Source organism: Krasilnikovia sp. M28-CT-15 (genome assembly GCF_047159595.1).
Lineage (GTDB): Bacteria > Actinomycetota > Actinomycetes > Mycobacteriales > Micromonosporaceae > Actinoplanes.
The window spans coordinates 6,144,634-6,160,857 of the sequence record NZ_BAAGAK010000001.1 but is presented as its reverse complement, the minus strand read 5'-3'; the positions used below and the strand labels follow the sequence as shown (position 1 = coordinate 6,160,857).

Sequence of the window (16,224 nt, the reverse complement as noted above, 5' to 3'; positions counted from 1 at the left end):
GTCGCACCCTAGCCCGGTCAGCGCAGGGCCTCGGCGTGCGCGGCCCGGCACGCCGCGATCGACCCGAGCAGTGCGGCCCGGTCGGCGCTCGTCTGGCGGCAGGCCGCCGCCGCGGTGCGCTGGGCCTGCTGTTCGGCCTTGCGGAGCACGTCGAGCGTGGGGGCCGCGCCGGTGTCCGCCGATGCTGACGGCGCGGTGGAGGGCAGGGTGGCTCCGATCAGGCCGGCCAGCGCCGCCGCGTGGGCCCGGTGGTCCGCGGCCAGCGGGGTGAGGCGCTTCGCGAGCTCCGGCTGGGCGAGCGCGGCCCGCTCGTACGTGGCCGCCAGTCGCAGAGCCTCGTCCAGCACGGGCTGCAGCGGGTCGGGCGGGGCGGGCTCGGGGTCGCCGTCGAACAGGCCGCAGCCGGCCGGCACGCTCGCGGCCAGGGCGGCACCGGCGGTCACGCCCAGCAGGCGGCGCCGGGTGTATCCCGGTCCCGCATGCGTCGCCGTCCTGTCCACCGGGCAAGTGAACACCATCGGGTCCATGTGTCCCGGTGCGGGCCGGGTGCGGGCCGGGGACCTGCGCATGATGTCGATTCGGTGCGGCGCCGGGTGGCCGGCACGGTCGGCGCGTTACGCTCTGCGCAGCCGCCGGGAATCGGCCCGGCGGATAGCGGTGTTTGCGGATGGCGGTGTTCGCGGCGGACAGCCGCCCGGTACCCCGCAGGTCGAGCAGAGAGGTGGGTCCGATGACCCAGCGTGGCCGTGCCGGTGCCCGGCCCGGCACCCGTCGCTCCGGCGCACGTGGGCGCGACACGGCCGAGCCCGGTCCCGCCGCCCCGCGCATCGACCTGGCAGCCGCCCGGGCCCGGGTCCGCGCAGTGATCGAGCCGGTGGTCGCCGCGGCCGGCTACGACCTGGAGGACGTGAGCCTGTCGCGGGCGGGGCGGCGACACGTGGTGCGGGTGCTGGTCGACGCGGACGGCGGGATCGCCCTGGACGACGTCGCCGTGGTCTCGCGGGCGATCTCCGCGGCGCTCGACGCGGCCGACGAGTCCGAGGGCGAGCTGCTGGCGGGGGAGTACCAGCTCGAGGTGAGCTCGCCCGGCGTGGACCGGCCGCTCACCGCGCCCCGGCACTGGCGGCGCAACGTGGGGCGGTTGGTGACGGTCACGGTGGCGGGTCGCGCGGTGACCGGCCGGGTCAGCGCGGCGGACGACTCCGGTGTCGTGCTGGACGTCGACGGTGCGCCCCGCGAGGTGGCGTACGACCAGCTCGGTCCGGGGCGGGTACAGATCGAGTTCAAGCGGATGGCCGAGGCCGAGTTCGAGGACGAGGACGACGGCGTCCTCGACCCGGATGACGATGACGAGGATGGGGAGAGCGATCAGAGGTGAACATCGACCTCGCGGCGCTGCGCGCTCTGGAGCGCGAGCGGGAGATCCCGTTCGACACGATCCTCGCGGCGATCGAGACCGCGCTGCTGACTGCGTACCGGCACACGGACGGGGCTGAGGGCCACGCCCGGGTGGAGATCGACCGCAAGTCCGGGGTGGCGTCCGTGCTGGCCCAGGAGCTGGACGCGGACGGCAACATCGTGCGCGAGTGGGACGACACCCCGCACGACTTCGGCCGGATCGCGGCCATGACCGCCAAGCAGGTCATCCTGCAGCGGCTGCGGGAGGCGACCGACGAGCAGCACTTCGGTGAGTACGCGGGCCGCGACGGCGACCTGGTCACCGGCGTGGTGCAGGCCGACGCGGCGCGCGCCGAGAAGGGCATCGTCATCGTCGACCTGGGCAAGCTGGAGGCGGTGCTGCCCCAGTCCGAGCAGGTGCCCGGCGAGCGGTACGAGCACGGCGCGCGGATCCGCTGCGTGGTGGTGCACGTGGCGAAGGGCTTCCGCGGGCCGCAGATCACCCTCTCGCGGTCGCATCCGGCGCTGGTGAAGAAGCTGTTCGGGCTGGAGGTGCCGGAGATCGGCGACGGCACCGTGGAGATCGCGGCGATCGCCCGTGAGGCAGGTCACCGTACGAAGATCGCGGTGCGCTCGACCGTGACCGGGGTGAACGCGAAGGGCGCCTGTATCGGGCCGATGGGCCAGCGGGTCCGGGCCGTGATGAGCGAGCTGCACGGCGAGAAGATCGACATCATCGACTGGTCAGAGGATCCGGCGCAGTTCGTGGGCAACGCGCTCTCACCGGCCAAGGCTCTGCGGGTCGAGGTGGTGGACGCGGCGACGCGGACGGCGCGGGTCACCGTCCCGGACTTCCAGCTTTCGCTCGCGATCGGGCGCGAAGGGCAGAATGCCCGGCTCGCGGCCCGGTTGACCGGATGGCGCATCGACATCCGGCCGGACAACGAGGCCGCAACCGTCTCGGAGCGCGATGCCGCGGAGACGGGTGGCTGACCGGATAACCGCACCGGCGGCGCGGGGGGTAGACTTTTCCGTGGTTCGACGTGCTGCCCCGGTTCACAAGGGCGCTTCACCGGTGCGTACCTGCATCGGATGTCGCAAACGCGCGCCGGCCTCCCAACTACTGCGGTTCGTCGCGGTCGGGACGGGAGCCGAGCTTCGGCTTCTCCCCGATCCGGCGCGCAGACTGCCGGGTCGGGGAGCACATGTGCATCCTGACCCGGCCTGCTTCGCACTGGCGGAGCGGCGTCGCGCCTTCGGGCGGGCGCTGCGACTGACGGGTGTCGCGGACACCGGTCCGCTCGCGGAGCACGTCCGAGCGGCTTCGGCGCCGCCCGGAACCACCGATGGTGGGGCGTTGGGTCCCACCCGGATTTCGCAAGGTAGGACGACCGACATGAGCACACGATGAAGTCCCTGAAATGACCAGGCTTCTAGTGCACGAGTGAGGTCGCTGCGGGTGCTGCCCGCACGACCTCAAGAGTTGAGGAGTGCAGTGGCAGGTAAGGCCCGCGTACACGAGCTCGCGAAGGAGCTCGGGGTCGACAGCAAGACCGTTCTCGCCAAGCTCAAAGAGATGGGCGAGTTCGTCAAGTCCGCGTCCAGCACGGTCGAGGCCCCCGTGGCCCGGCGGCTCCGTGGTGCCCTCGTCGCCTCGCAAGGCGGCAACGGCGCTCCGGCGGCCCCCGCGGCGGCGTCCAGCGCCCCGGCCGAGGCTCGGACCCCGACGACCGCGCGGCCGACGCCGCCGCGCCGGCCCGCCGCTCCGGCGGCGCCCGGTGCGCCTACGTCGCCCGCGCCGACCCCCGGCTCGATCGCACGTCCCAAGCCGCCCGCTGGGCGGCCGGGACCGACTCCGGGCCCGGCGGCCAAGCCCGCCAGCGCCCACGACATCGAGGTGGCGGCGGCGGAAGCCCGCGCGTCGGCCCTCAAGGCGGAGCAGGAGGCCGCGGTCCGCGCGGCTCAGGCCGCCCGTACCCGGGACGCCGAGCGCCGGGCGCAGCAGCCCCCGGCCGAGGGCACCGGCCGTCCGCGGCCTCCGGGCCCCGGCACGGTTCCGCCGCGTCCCGGCTCGCCGGCGGCCGGCCGCCCGGCCACTCCGGGCACGCCGACCCCGGGCCGTCCCGGCCCGGGCGGCAGCCCGCGCCCGCCGGCGCGCGGTCCGGGTAACAACCCGTTCGGCGTCTCGGGCGGTGGCGCCGCCCGGCCCACCCCCGCGGCCATGCCGCGGCCCAACCAGCCGGGCATGCCGCCGCGGCCGAGCCCGGCGTCGATGCCGCCGCGGCCCAGCCCCGCGTCCATGCCCGCGCAGCGCCCCGGTCGTCCCGGCGGCGGTGCTCCGGGCCGTCCCGGCGGTCCCGGGGCCGGTCGTGGTGGTCCCGGCGGCGGTGGCGGTGGTGGCTTCCGCGGTGGTCCCGGTGGTGGCGGCGGTGGCGGTGGCTACCGTGGCGGCCCCGGTGGCGGCGGCGGTGGCGGTGGTGGCTTCCGCGGTGGTCCCGGTGGTGGCGGCGGTGGCGGTGGCTACCGTGGCGGCCCCGGTGGCGGCGGCGGTGCCCCGGCGGGTGCCGGTGCGCCCGGCCGTCCCGGTGGTGGCGGTCGCGGTCGTGGTGGCGGCGCGGCGGGTGCCTTCGGGCGTCCCGGCGGTCGGCCGACCCGTGGTCGCAAGTCGAAGAAGCAGCGGCGTCAAGAGTTCGACAACCTGTCGGCTCCAGCCATGTCCTCGGGCGCGCCCCGGGGCAACGGCCAGGTCGTCCGGCTGTCGCGCGGCGCGTCGCTCTCCGACTTCGCCGACAAGATCAACGCCAACCCGGGCTCGCTCGTCCAGGAGATGTTCAACCTCGGCGAGATGGTCACGGCGACGCAGTCCTGCTCCGACGACACGCTGCTGCTGCTCGGCGAGCATCTCGGCTTCGACGTGCAGATCGTCAGCCCCGAGGACGAGGACCGCGAGCTGCTGGCGCAGTTCAACATCGACCTCGACGCCGAGATCGCCGAGGACCGCCTGGTCACCCGGCCGCCGGTCGTGACCGTCATGGGTCACGTCGACCACGGTAAGACCAAGCTGCTCGACGCGATCCGTAAGACCAACGTGGTCGCGGGCGAGGCGGGTGGCATCACCCAGCAGATCGGCGCGTACCAGGTCGTCGTCGAACACAACGAGGAACCGCGGGCGATCACCTTCATCGACACCCCGGGTCACGAGGCGTTCACCGCCATGCGTGCCCGTGGTGCCCAGGTGACCGACATCGTGATCCTGGTGGTCGCGGCGGACGACGGCGTCATGCCCCAGACGGTGGAGGCGTTGAACCACGCCAAGGCCGCCGAGGTGCCGATCGTGGTCGCGGTGAACAAGGTCGACAAGCCGGACGCCAACCCGGAGAAGGTGCGTCAGCAGCTGACCGACTACGGCGTGCTGGCCGAGGAGTACGGCGGCGACACGATGTTCGTCAACGTGGCCGCCAAGCCGGGCATCGGCATCGACGACCTGCTCGAGGCCGTCCTGCTGACCGCGGACGCGTCGCTGGAGCTGACCGCTCCGATCGACGGGCCCGCCCAGGGTGTCGTGGTGGAGTCGCACCTCGACAAGGGCCGCGGCGCGGTGGCCACCGTGCTGGTGCAGAAGGGCACGCTGCGGGCCGGCGACTCGATCGTGGCGGGCGGCGCGCACGGCCGCGTCCGCGCCATGCTCGACGAGAACGGCAAGCAGGTCGCGATGGCGGCCCCGGCCCGGCCGGTGCTGGTGCTGGGTCTGACCTCGGTGCCCGGCGCGGGGGACACGTTCCTCGCGGCGGAGGACGACCGCACGGTGCGGCAGATCGCCGAGCAGCGGCAGGCTCGCCGCCGCGCGGCGAGCTTCGCCAACTCGCGCGGCCGGGCCACCCTCGAGACGCTCATGGAGCAGCTCAAGGAGGGCGAGAAGACCTCGCTCACCCTGGTCATCAAGGGCGACAGCTCGGGTTCGGTCGAGGCCCTGGAAGACGCGCTGTTCAAGATCGAGATCCCGGACGAGATTCAGCTCAAGGTCATCCACCGCGGCGTCGGTGCGATCACCGAGAGCGACGTCAACCTGGCGAGTGCCTCGTCCGACCAGACCGCCACGATCATCGGCTTCAACGTCCGGGCCTCCAACAAGGTCAAGGAGATGGCCGACCGCGCCGGCGTGGAGATCCGCTACTACAGCGTGATCTACCAGGCCATCGAGGAGATCGAGGCGGCGCTCAAGGGCCTGCTCAAGCCGGAGTACGAGGAGGTCGAGCTGGGCACCGCGGAGATCCGCGAGGTCTTCCGCTCGTCCAAGATCGGTCTCATCGCCGGTTGTATGGTCCGGTCCGGTCTCATCCGCCGCAACGCCAAGGCGCGCATCCTGCGCGACGGTGTCGTGGTGGCGGACACCGTCACGATCAGCTCGCTCAAGCGGTTCAAGGACGACGCCACCGAGGTCCGCGAGGGCTTCGAGTGTGGTCTGACCCTGTCCGGCTTCGGCACCCCGCAGATCGGTGACGTGATCGAGACCTTCGAGATGCGCGAGAAGCCGCGGGCGTAACTGCCCCGGTAGGACGAGACGGCCCCCGGCGCTGCGGCGCCGGGGGCCGCCGTCTTTACTACCTGCATGTCCCGGTACGCCATGCTGCTCGCCCCGTCCGCCAACCGCGTCTACGCCGCCCAGGCCGGACGCCTGTCCCAGGCGGAGCTGCGGGCGTTCGCCCCGGTGCTGTCCGGTCCGCTCGGCGAGCTGGCGCAGACCCGGCTCGGTGGCGTGGAGTACCTCACCTTCACGGCCGAACTCTCCGCGCCCGACGTCGCGTACCTGTCCAACCTGTCCGCCGCCTACGCCCTGTTCGAGCGGACCCCGGACGACCTGCTGCGGCCGGTCGAGCTGACCCCGCTCGACCGGTACGACAGCGACCTGATCACGATTCCGAAGTACGCCGGCAAGACCAACGAGCAGTTCACCAAGCTGCTGCTCAACCTGACCCTGCTGGCCTCCGCCGCGGCCACCAGGATGCTGGACGGCAGGCTCACCGTCTGCGACCCGCTCTGCGGTCGCGGCACCACCCTCAACCAGGCCCTCATGTACGGCTACGACGCGATCGGCGTCGAGCTGGACGGCAAGGACGTCGAGGCGTACAAGGCGTTCCTGCAGACCTGGCTCAAGCACAAGCGGCTCAAGCACACCGCCGAGCTGGTGCCGGTACGGCGGCAGGGTCGCCGCGCCGCCCGACGGCTGGAGGTGACGCTGGCCGCAAGCAAGGACGACCACCGCGCCGGGGCGGTGCAGAAGGTGACCGTGCTGCACGCCGACACCACCGAGCTGGCCGGGCTGCTGCGGGCCGGGTGCGCGGACGTGATCGTGGGCGACCTGCCGTACGGGATCGCGCACGGCAGCTGGTCCGAGGAGGGCGGGCTGTCCCGGCGCCCCCTGGACCTGCTGGAGCGGGCCGTGCCGCAGTGGCTGCCGCTGCTGCGTCCCGGCGGTGCGCTCGGGCTGTCGTGGAACACCAAGGTCGCCAAGCGGGAACTCGCCGAGGACATCCTCGTCGCCAACGGGCTGGAGATCGTCGAGCACGGTGACCTGGCGCACCGGGTCGACCAGGGCATCGAGCGCGACGTCGTCGTCGCCCGGCGCCCCGGCTGACCGCCGGGAGTACCGGGTCGCCGCGCGACCGGCTGACCGGCCCGAGCGGTTCCGTCGCCGCGCGCGTAAACCCGGCTGACGGGGGCGCTGCCGGGCCGTACCCTCGTCGGTCGTGTATACCGAGACCGCGCTCTTCGATCTGCTGCTGCCCGGCGACTCGCGGTCGCTGAAGCAGAAGCGCTCCTACGTCCGCCCGATCATCGCGATGCTGCGCCGGTTCGAGGTGAGCGTCGCCGAGGTCGGTTCCCTCGACCTGACCGGGCGGGCCGAGATCGGGGTGGCCGTGGTGGCCGCCGAACCCGCGCATGCCCGTGAGGTCATCGACACCTGTGAGAACCAGCTCGCCGGCCGTCCGGAGATCGAGCTGCTGTCGGTGCGCCGCCGCCTGCACGGCGACGACGACTGACGACGCGACCCGTGGCCCGGAGACGGCGCTCCGGGACGCCTGGCGACGGCGTTCACCGCGGGCCGGGCGGGCGCCCGGCGACGACGATCCGAGGTGCCGGGCACCGGCCCGGCGGGGGTGGTTGAAGAGTCGGACCGGGAGGGCGTTCGAGCGGTGCGACGCATGGGTAGGCTTCACGCGTTGGAGCGGGAGGCATGCGACGCCTGGGGGGCCTCCCGCGGGGCAACGGATGTCGGAGGTGGGTGTCATGTCGGACCCGGCCAAGACGCGTCGGCACGCGGAGCGCGTGCGGGAGCTGGTGGCATCGTTGGTGCGCGAGATCAAGGACCCCCGGATCGGCATGGTCACGATCACGGACGCCCGCATCACGGGTGACCTGCGCGACGCCACGGTCTACTACACCGTCCTCGGAGACTCGGCCGCCGAGGCGGGCACCGCCGCCGCCCTGGAGAGCGCCAAGGGCATGTTGCGCAGCCGGGTCGGTCACGCCCTCGGCCTGCGTCACTCGCCCAGCCTCACGTTCGTGCAGGACAACGTGCTGGACCACGCCAAGGAGATCGACGATCTGCTGGCCGCGGCCCGGCACCAGGACGCCGAGGTGCAGCGGCTGGCCGCGGGCAAGAAATATGCGGGCGACCCGGACCCGTACAAGACCGACGCCGACGACGAGGAGCGGGTCGGCGCCCGCGAGGACACGTAGTGGTCGACGTCGCCCCCGCACCGCCCCACATGCGCACCCCCCACGGACCCGCCGACGCCGAGTTCACCGCGGCCGTCGCGGCGATCCACCGGTACGCGCCCGGGGGCCGGGTGCTACTGGTGTGCCACGTCAACCCCGACGGTGACGCCCTCGGCAGCATGCTGGGCTTCGGGCTCGGGCTGAGGCGGCTCGGCGTACCAGCCCTGCAGGCCACGTTTCCGGGTGCCTTCGAGGTGCCGGAGCCGTTCACGGCCCTGCCCGGGCTGGATCTGCTGGTGCCCGAGGAGCAGGCGTACCCCGAGCCCGACCTGCTGATCGTTTTCGACGTGGCCGCGGTGTCCCGGCTCGGCGCGCTCGCGGACCGGCTGCCCCGCGCCCGCGCCACCATCGTGCTTGACCATCACGCGTCGAACACCGGTTTCGGGGGCGTCAACCTCGTCGACGCGGGCGCCGCCGCCACCTCGGTCGTCGCCGAGCAGCTGCTGGCCCGGCTCGACGTGCCGCTCGACGCGGAGATCGCCGAGTGCCTGTACGTCGCGCTGGCCACGGACACCGGTTCGTTCCGGTTCGACATGACGACGCCGCGGGTGCACGAGATGGCGGCCCGGCTGATCGCCACCGGCATCCGTCCCGGCGAGATCTCCCGCCGCATCTTCGACACCCGCCCGTTCGGTGCCACGAAACTCTTCGCCGAGGTGCTGGGCCGGGCGGAGCTGGATCCGGCGGCGGCTGCGGGCCACGGCATGGTGTGGACGTACGCCACGCTGGACGATCTGCGGCGGCACGGGCAGCGCCCGTACGTGATGGATGCCCTCATCGATCCGGTGCGGTGTGTGGCCGAGGCCGACGTGGCGGTCCTGATCAAGCAGGTCGGTGACCGCGAGTGGGCGGTGTCGCTGCGCAGCAAGGGCGCGGTCGACGTCTGCGCGGTCGCGGTGGCCTTCGGTGGCGGCGGACACCGGATGGCTGCCGGTTTCACCGGGCACGGGGCGCCGGGCGACGTGGTCGTCGCCGTCCGCGAACGCCTCGACCAGCACGTCATCTGACCGCCGCGATCCGGGTCGTCTGCCCGGCCCGCGCGCCGTCGGTGAGCGCGGGACCGGGCCGTGCACCGGACTCGAGGTCATTCGCCACGACCAGGTGATTCCACCAGTCGGGACTGGGCTTCAGTGTGGCGCTACAGCGGCCGACTTCATCAGGTGCGAGTTCCGTCCGGGCATGCATGTCCCGAGATGCAGGACGGCACGAGCGAAGAGTGGGATTGAACGATAGTTTGAGTTAACGGTGATTTGGTTTTGTGTCGTCCGGGACCACCGCCCGCCGCAAAGCCTCGAGCCACCCGGGTCCACCGGCCCGGGTCGCGCCACTCGCCAGACGTCCGGTGACCCCGGACCGGTCGGGTGACGCCCCGCTCGATTTGCCCGTGGGCGCAGGGGCGCCCGACCTGTGGAAGGACCACGCCATGGCTGCCAAGCCGAAGACCGAAGCTGCCGAAGAAGCCCGTGAAGCCGCACGCCGTGCGCTGCAGACGTCGATGGACACGCGGCAGTAGGTAAGCACCGCCGAGGTTTGCTCTCCTTACGGTTCGGCGGGCATCATGGGTCACCATGAGCCCGCCCGCCAAGCCCACCCCGCCCGCTGACACGGCCGACGCCGCGCCGGGGGCGGAGCGGGCCGGGATGGCGCGCATCGCCGCGCTGGCCCTGCCGGCGCTGGTCGTCCTCGCCGCCGAGCCGCTGTACGTCCTGGTCGACACGGCCGTCGTCGGCCACCTGGGACCGGTCCCGCTGGCCGCCGTCGCCGTCGGTGGCACGATCATGTCCGTCGGCGTCTGGTTCGGCACCCTGATGGCGTACGGCACGACCGGGCGGGCAGCCCGCCGGTTCGGTGCCGGTGACCGGCCCGCCGCGATCGCCGAGGGTGTGCAGGCGTCCTGGTTGGCGCTGGTGACCGGCGTGCTGCTGGCGCTGCTGATCCAGGTGATCGCCGCCCCGCTGACCCGGGCGCTGGCCGCCGACCCGACGACCGCCGAGGCCGCCGCGGGCTGGCTGCGCATCGCCGTCCTGGGCGCACCCGGCCTCCTGCTGGCCGCCGCGGGCAACGGCTGGATGCGCGGCGTCCAGGACACCCGGCGCCCGCTGTTGTACGTGCTGGGCGCGAACCTGCTCTCCGCCGTGCTGTGTCCCCTGCTGGTGTATCCGGCCGGGCTCGGGCTGACCGGCTCGGCGATCGCGAACGTGGTCGCGCAGAGCCTGTCGGGCGCGCTGTTCCTGTGGGCCGTGATCCGCGAGCGGACGGCCCTGCGACCCCGCCTCCGGATCATCGCAGAGCAACTGGTCGCGGGCCGGGACCTGCTGATCCGTGGCGCCGCGTTCCAGGCGTGCTGGCTGTCGGCGACCGCGGTGGCCGCCCGGTTCGGGGTGGCGGCCGTGGGCGCGCACCAGATCGCCCTGCAACTGTGGTTCTTTGCCGCGCTGGCGCTGGACGCGGTGGCCATCGCCGCGCAGTCGCTGGTCGGCGCCGCGCTGGGCGGGGGCGACGCGGCGGCCGCCCGGGACGTGGCCCGCCGGGTCACCCTGGTCGGCACGGTGGCCGGGACGGCCTTCGCCGTCGTCGCGGCGGCGGGGGCGGACGTGGTGCCCGGCTTGTTCACGGACGACCCGGCCGTCCACGCCCAGGCGGCGATCGTCTGGCCGTGGTTCGTGGGGCTGTTGCCGTGCGCGGGCATCGTGTTCGCCCTCGACGGAGTGCTCATCGGCGCGGGCGACGTGGCGTTCATGCGGACGATGACCCTGATCGCCGCCGCCTGCGGATTCCTGCCGGCGATCTGGCTGGCGTACGTTCTCGACCTGGGCCTGGGTGGGGTCTGGGCCGGGCTCGCGCTGTTCATGGTGGTGCGCCTCGGCCTCATCGTGCACCGCTGGCGGGGCGCCCGCTGGGCGGTACTCGGCGCCACCCGGTGACGGCCCGAGGGGTGCACGGGGGTGGCCGACGGAGGTCTGGCAGGGTGGGCGGGTGCACACGGACGGGCTGATCGTGGTCGACAAGCCGGGCGGGATGACCTCGCATGACGTGGTCGCGCGGATCCGGCGCCTCGCGCGGACCCGCCGGGTCGGCCACGGGGGCACGCTCGACCCGATGGCGACCGGGGTGCTGGTGATCGGGGTGAACCGCGCGACCCGGCTGCTCACGTACGTGATCGGGTCCGAGAAGCGGTATTCGGCGACGATCCGGCTGGGCGAGAGCACGGTGACCGACGACGCGGAGGGTGAGGTCACCGCCCGGGCGGCGACGGGCGCGGTGCAGGACACCGCGATCCGGGCCGGGCTGGCCGCGCAGACCGGCGAGATCGACCAGGTGCCCAGCGCGGTCAGCGCCATCAAGATCAATGGAGAGCGGGCCTACAAACGGGTACGCGACGGCGAGCAGGTGGAGCTGCCCGCCCGCCGGGTGACGGTGCACCGCCTCGACGTCCTGGACATCCGGCGCCCCGAAGGCACCGGGGCGATCGACGTGGACGTGGACGTCACCTGCTCCTCGGGCACGTACATCCGGGCCATCGCCCGGGATCTGGGCGCGGCGCTGGGGGTCGGCGGGCATCTGACCGCCCTGCGGCGCACCGCGGTGGGTGGGCTCACGCTGGCCGAGTCGGCCACGCTGGAGCAACTGGAGCAGCGTGCCCCGGACGTCGTCGGGCTGCCCATGGCGGAGGCGGCACGGCGGGCCTTCCCGCAGCGCACCGCGTCCGAGGAAGAGGCGAAGGTGCTCAGCCACGGCGGGCCGCTGGCCGCGGTCGGCATCACCGGCCCGTACGCGGTCTTCGATCCGGCCGGTGCCGTACTGGCGATCGTCAGCGAGCGCGGCGGGCGGGCCAAGCCCGAGATCGTCCTGGCCCCGGCCTGAGTCGCCGATCCTGCGGGGCCCGGCCTGTGCCGGATCGTGCGGGGCCCGGCCTGGGCCCGGGGTCGTGCGGGGGCCCGGACGGCGCCCGCCGGTCCGGCGCTGGCCGGCCACGAGGCCATCCGGACGTGACCGGCGAAACAGCCCGCTTCCGGCGGGGAGGACGACCGATACGCTTACGGCCGTACGGTCCCGCGGTGACGGCCGGACGGGGAGTTCGACGCGGCCGCAAGGCCATGGAGAGGCGGGCGGCATGCAGCGCTGGCGCGGCTACGAGGGGGTGCCCGGCGGGTGGGGGCGCTCGGTCGTGACGATCGGCGTCTTCGACGGCGTGCACCGCGGACACCAGGCGATCATCGGCCACGCCGTGAAGCGCGCCCACGACCTCGGTCTGCAGTCCGTGGTGATGACGTTCGACCCGCACCCGGCCGAGGTGGTGCGCCCGGGCTCGCATCCGGCGGTGCTCACCGAGCCGGTCCGCAAGGCCGAACTGGTCGAGCAGCTCGGCGTGGACGCGCTCTGCGTGGTGCCGTTCACTCCCGCGTTCTCCCAGCTCACCCCCGAGGCTTTCGTCCACGACGTGCTGGTCGACGCGCTGCACGCGGCGGTCGTCGTGGTGGGGGACAACTTCCGGTTCGGGCACCGGGCGGCCGGTGACGTGCACCTGCTGGAGACCCTGGGCCGGTCGTTCGGCTTCACCGTGGAGGAGGCGCCGCTGGTCTCGGCGGACGGGGTGGTCTACTCCTCCACGTACATCCGTAGTTGTGTCGATGCCGGGGACGTGCGGGCCGCGGCCGCCGCGCTGGGCCGCCCGCACCGCCTGGCCGGGGTGGTGGTCCGCGGCGACCGCCGGGGCCGGGAGATCGGCTTCCCCACGGCGAACCTGATGTGCCACCGCTACGCGGCCGTCCCGGCCGACGGCGTGTACGCCGCCTGGCTGATCCGCGGCGGCGACGGCGGCGACCAGCCCGCTCGGCTGCCCGCCGCGGTGTCCATCGGCACCAACCCCACGTTCTCGGGCCGCGAGCGCCGGGTGGAGGCCTTCGCCCTGGACTTCTCCGGTGATCTGTACGGCGAGCGGGTGAGCCTCGACTTCGTCGCCCGGCTGCGCGAACAGCGCACCTACGACAGCATCGAACCCCTGATCACGCAGATCACCGAGGATGTCGATCAGACCCGGGCGGTGCTTCATGTCGGCCCCGATGTCGGCCCCGATGTCGGCTGAGCCAACCCGGTCGGAGCCCGGCTGATAGGCTTGGCTCCGACGTCGGCTCTTCCGACGACCGGTCTCGCCTGCCTGCCCGACGCCGCGGGCCGCGAGAAATCCGAAACCACCGGCAACACAGAAGCACGGAGAACATGGCGCTCGACGCAGAAACCAAGACCCGGATCATGTCGGAGTACCAGGCCAAGGATGGCGACACCGGCTCGCCCGAGGTCCAGGTCGCGATGCTGACCAAGCGGATCGCCGACCTGACCGAGCACCTGAAGGTGCACAAGCACGACCACCACAGCCGTCGCGGCCTGCTTCTGCTGGTCGGCCGCCGCCGTCGGCTCCTCAACTACGTCCAGAAGAAGGACATCCGGCGCTACCGGACGCTGATCGAGCGTCTCGGCCTGCGCCGCTGACATGACGGGGGAGTGCTCATCCGGGCACTCCCCCGTGGCTTTCCACCCACGGACCCGCGCGGCCGCAGGCCGTCAGCGCACCGGTCCTCGGTAGTGGTTCCCAGGCTCCCCCGCCTTCCGCGGGCGCTCAACCTGGGCACTTCGATCGAAGACCGGCAGCCTGAACCGCGCTGCAGAGACCGCCGGGTCCTCGACGAAGGAGTACCGCACCACATGACAGAGCAGAACGCTCTCGGCACCGAATCCCGCACCGCCGTCATCGACAACGGATCGTTCGGCACCCGCGAAATCACGTTCTCCACCGGACGGCTGGCCCGCCAGGCCGCCGGCTCGGTGATCGCCCGGCTCGGCGACACGGTCGTGCTGTCCGCGACCACGGCCAGCAAGCAGCCGAAGGAGCATTTCGACTTCTTCCCGCTGACCGTCGACGTCGAGGAGCGGATGTACGCCGCGGGCCGGATCCCCGGCTCGTTCTTCCGCCGCGAGGGCCGCCCCAGCGAGGACGCCGTCCTCACCTGCCGCCTGATCGACCGGCCGCTGCGCCCGTCGTTCACCAAGGGCCTGCGCAACGAGGTCCAGGTCGTGGAGACCATCCTCGCGCTCGACCCCGCGCACCCGTACGACGTGGTGGCGATGAACGCCGCCTCGATGTCCACCAAGCTGTCCGGCCTGCCGTTCAGCGGCCCGATCGGCTCGACCCGGGTCGCGCACATCGACGGCCAGTGGGTGGCGTTCCCGACCCTGGAGGAGCTGGAGCGCGCCACCTTCGACATGGTGGTCGCGGGCCGGACCCTGCCGGACGGCGACGTCGCGATCATGATGGTCGAGGCTGAGGCCACCCCGCACGCGGTCAAGCTGATCGCGGACGGCGCCACCGCCCCGACCGAGGAGATCGTGGCCGGTGGCCTGGAGGCCGCCAAGCCCGCGATCCGTGAGCTGTGCCGCGCGCAGGCCGAGCTGGCCGAGGTGGCGGCGAAGCCGGTCGCCGAGTTCCCGGTGTTCCTGGACTACCAGGAGGACGTGTACGCCGCGGTGTCCGACGCCGTGCGCGGCGAGACCGCGGACGCGCTGAAGATCTCCGCCAAGGCGGAGCGCGAGGAGGCCCTGGACCTCATCAAGGCCAAGGCGCAGGAGCAGCTCGCGGGCCAGTTCGAGGGCCGGGAGAAGGAGATCAGCGCCGCGTTCCGGTCGCTGACCAAGTCCGAGGTCCGCAACCGGGTGCTGCGGGAGCAGGTCCGCATCGACGGCCGTGGCCCGCGCGACATCCGGCCGCTGAGCGCCGAGGTCGGGGTCCTGCCCCGGGTGCACGGCTCGGCGCTGTTCGAGCGCGGCGAGACCCAGATCCTGGGCGTCACCACGTTGAACATGCTGCGCATGGAGCAGTCGCTGGACACCCTCGCGCCGGAGAAGTCCAAGCGCTACATGCACAACTACAACTTCCCGCCGTACTCGACCGGTGAGACCGGCCGGGTCGGCTCGCCGAAGCGGCGCGAGATCGGCCACGGCGCGCTGGCCGAGCGGGCGCTGGTGCCGGTGCTGCCGCCGCGCGAGGAGTTCCCGTACGCGATCCGGCAGGTCTCCGAGGCCCTGAGCTCGAACGGCTCCACCTCGATGGGCTCGGTCTGCGCCTCCACGCTGGCCCTGCTGGCGGCCGGTGTGCCGCTGAAGGCGCCGGTCGCGGGCATCGCGATGGGCCTGATCTCCGACGAGGTCGACGGCAAGACGCAGTACGTCGCGCTGACCGACATCCTGGGCGCCGAGGACGCGTTCGGCGACATGGACTTCAAGGTCGCCGGCACCTCGGAGTTCGTCACCGCGCTGCAGCTCGACACCAAGCTGGACGGCATCCCGTCCGATGTGCTGGCGGGCGCGCTGCAGCAGGCCCACGAGGCCCGCGCCACCATCCTCGGGGTGATGGACGCCGCGATCCACGGCCCGGCCGAGATGAGCGACCACGCGCCGCGGGTCACCACGGTCAAGATCCCGGTCGACAAGATCGGCATGGTGATCGGCCCCAAGGGCCAGACCATCAACGCCATCCAGGACGAGACCGGCGCCGACATCTCCATCGAGGACGACGGCACCATCTACGTCGGCGCGACCAACGGCCCGTCCGCCGAGGCCGCGGTCGAGCGGATCAACGCGATCGCCAACCCGACCCTGCCGAAGGTGGGCGACAAGTTCCTCGGCACGGTGGTGAAGACGGCCGCGTTCGGCGCGTTCATCTCGCTGCTGCCCGGCCGCGACGGCCTGCTGCACATCTCCAAGGTGGGCGACGGCAAGCGGGTCGACAAGGTCGAGGACTTCCTCAACGTCGGTGACAAGGTCGAGGTCTCGATCGCGGACATCGACAACCGCGGCAAGATCTACCTCGACAAGGTCCGCCCCGAGGGCGCGGAGGCTCCGGCCGAGGCGTCCGGCGGCGAGGGCCGCCCGCGCGGTGACCGCCCGCGCGGCGAGGGCCGCGGCGAGGATCGTGGCGAGGGCGGCGGCGAGCCGCGCCGCCGGCGGCGCACCGGCGGCGGCGACCGCCCCGGCGGCGACCGCAGCTGATCA

14 protein-coding genes are annotated in these 16,224 nt (G+C 73.0%); 13 read left to right on the top strand and 1 reads right to left on the bottom strand.

Annotation, left to right across the window (positions count from 1 at the left end; translation table 11 throughout):
- Positions 1-17: 17 nt before the first annotated feature.
- Entirely contained in the window at positions 18-500 is a 483-nt protein-coding gene (locus ACMCNO_RS28195) for a hypothetical protein (protein ID WP_412752472.1), read from the bottom strand.
- A 230-nt stretch (positions 501-730) separates the two neighbouring features.
- Between ACMCNO_RS28195 and rimP the strand changes: the two genes are divergently transcribed.
- The 13 genes from rimP (at position 731) to ACMCNO_RS28130 (ending at position 16,221) form a co-directional block, all read left to right on the top strand.
- Positions 731-1,378: a ribosome maturation factor RimP gene (rimP, locus tag ACMCNO_RS28190; RefSeq protein ID WP_412752471.1), complete on the top strand. Its 648-nt coding sequence runs from the start codon at positions 731-733 to the stop codon at positions 1,376-1,378.
- Positions 1,375-2,391, top strand: a complete 1,017-nt coding sequence (nusA, locus tag ACMCNO_RS28185) for a transcription termination factor NusA (protein WP_412752470.1) — start codon at positions 1,375-1,377, stop codon at positions 2,389-2,391. Before rimP ends, nusA begins: the two co-directional genes overlap by 4 nt.
- Positions 2,369-2,809, top strand: a complete 441-nt coding sequence (locus ACMCNO_RS28180) for a YlxR family protein (protein WP_412752469.1) — start codon at positions 2,369-2,371, stop codon at positions 2,807-2,809. The genes nusA and ACMCNO_RS28180 overlap by 23 nt, the downstream gene beginning before the upstream one ends.
- Positions 2,810-2,893: 84 nt before the next feature.
- The gene (gene infB, locus ACMCNO_RS28175) at positions 2,894-5,941 is read left to right on the top strand and encodes a translation initiation factor IF-2 (RefSeq protein ID WP_412752468.1); all 3,048 of its coding nucleotides are present in this window, start codon (positions 2,894-2,896) and stop codon (positions 5,939-5,941) included.
- Positions 5,942-6,007: 66 nt separating this feature from the next.
- The gene (locus ACMCNO_RS28170) at positions 6,008-7,033 is read left to right on the top strand and encodes a TRM11 family SAM-dependent methyltransferase (RefSeq protein WP_412752467.1); all 1,026 of its coding nucleotides are present in this window, start codon (positions 6,008-6,010) and stop codon (positions 7,031-7,033) included.
- A gap of 112 nt (positions 7,034-7,145) precedes the next feature.
- Complete coding sequence (locus tag ACMCNO_RS28165; protein WP_412752466.1) at positions 7,146-7,439, top strand: DUF503 domain-containing protein; 294 nt, start codon at positions 7,146-7,148, stop codon at positions 7,437-7,439.
- A 247-nt stretch (positions 7,440-7,686) separates the two neighbouring features.
- Positions 7,687-8,139, top strand: coding sequence for a 30S ribosome-binding factor RbfA (rbfA, locus tag ACMCNO_RS28160; protein ID WP_412752465.1), 453 nt, complete (start codon positions 7,687-7,689; stop codon positions 8,137-8,139).
- Positions 8,140-8,168: 29 nt separating this feature from the next.
- The gene (locus ACMCNO_RS28155) at positions 8,169-9,185 is read left to right on the top strand and encodes a DHH family phosphoesterase (RefSeq protein ID WP_412753833.1); all 1,017 of its coding nucleotides are present in this window, start codon (positions 8,169-8,171) and stop codon (positions 9,183-9,185) included.
- Positions 9,186-9,818: 633 nt separating this feature from the next.
- Positions 9,819-11,102, top strand: coding sequence for an MATE family efflux transporter (locus tag ACMCNO_RS28150; protein ID WP_412753832.1), 1,284 nt, complete (start codon positions 9,819-9,821; stop codon positions 11,100-11,102).
- A gap of 52 nt (positions 11,103-11,154) precedes the next feature.
- The gene (gene truB / locus ACMCNO_RS28145; RefSeq protein ID WP_412752464.1) at positions 11,155-12,042 is read left to right on the top strand and encodes a tRNA pseudouridine(55) synthase TruB; all 888 of its coding nucleotides are present in this window, start codon (positions 11,155-11,157) and stop codon (positions 12,040-12,042) included.
- A gap of 250 nt (positions 12,043-12,292) precedes the next feature.
- Complete coding sequence (locus ACMCNO_RS28140) at positions 12,293-13,264, top strand: bifunctional riboflavin kinase/FAD synthetase (RefSeq protein ID WP_412752463.1); 972 nt, start codon at positions 12,293-12,295, stop codon at positions 13,262-13,264.
- A 134-nt stretch (positions 13,265-13,398) separates the two neighbouring features.
- Entirely contained in the window at positions 13,399-13,668 is a 270-nt protein-coding gene (gene rpsO / locus ACMCNO_RS28135) for a 30S ribosomal protein S15 (protein ID WP_412752462.1), read from the top strand.
- A gap of 213 nt (positions 13,669-13,881) precedes the next feature.
- On the top strand, positions 13,882-16,221 hold the full coding sequence (locus ACMCNO_RS28130) for a polyribonucleotide nucleotidyltransferase (protein ID WP_412752461.1): 2,340 nt from the start codon (positions 13,882-13,884) through the stop codon (positions 16,219-16,221).
- Positions 16,222-16,224 lie beyond the last annotated feature (3 nt).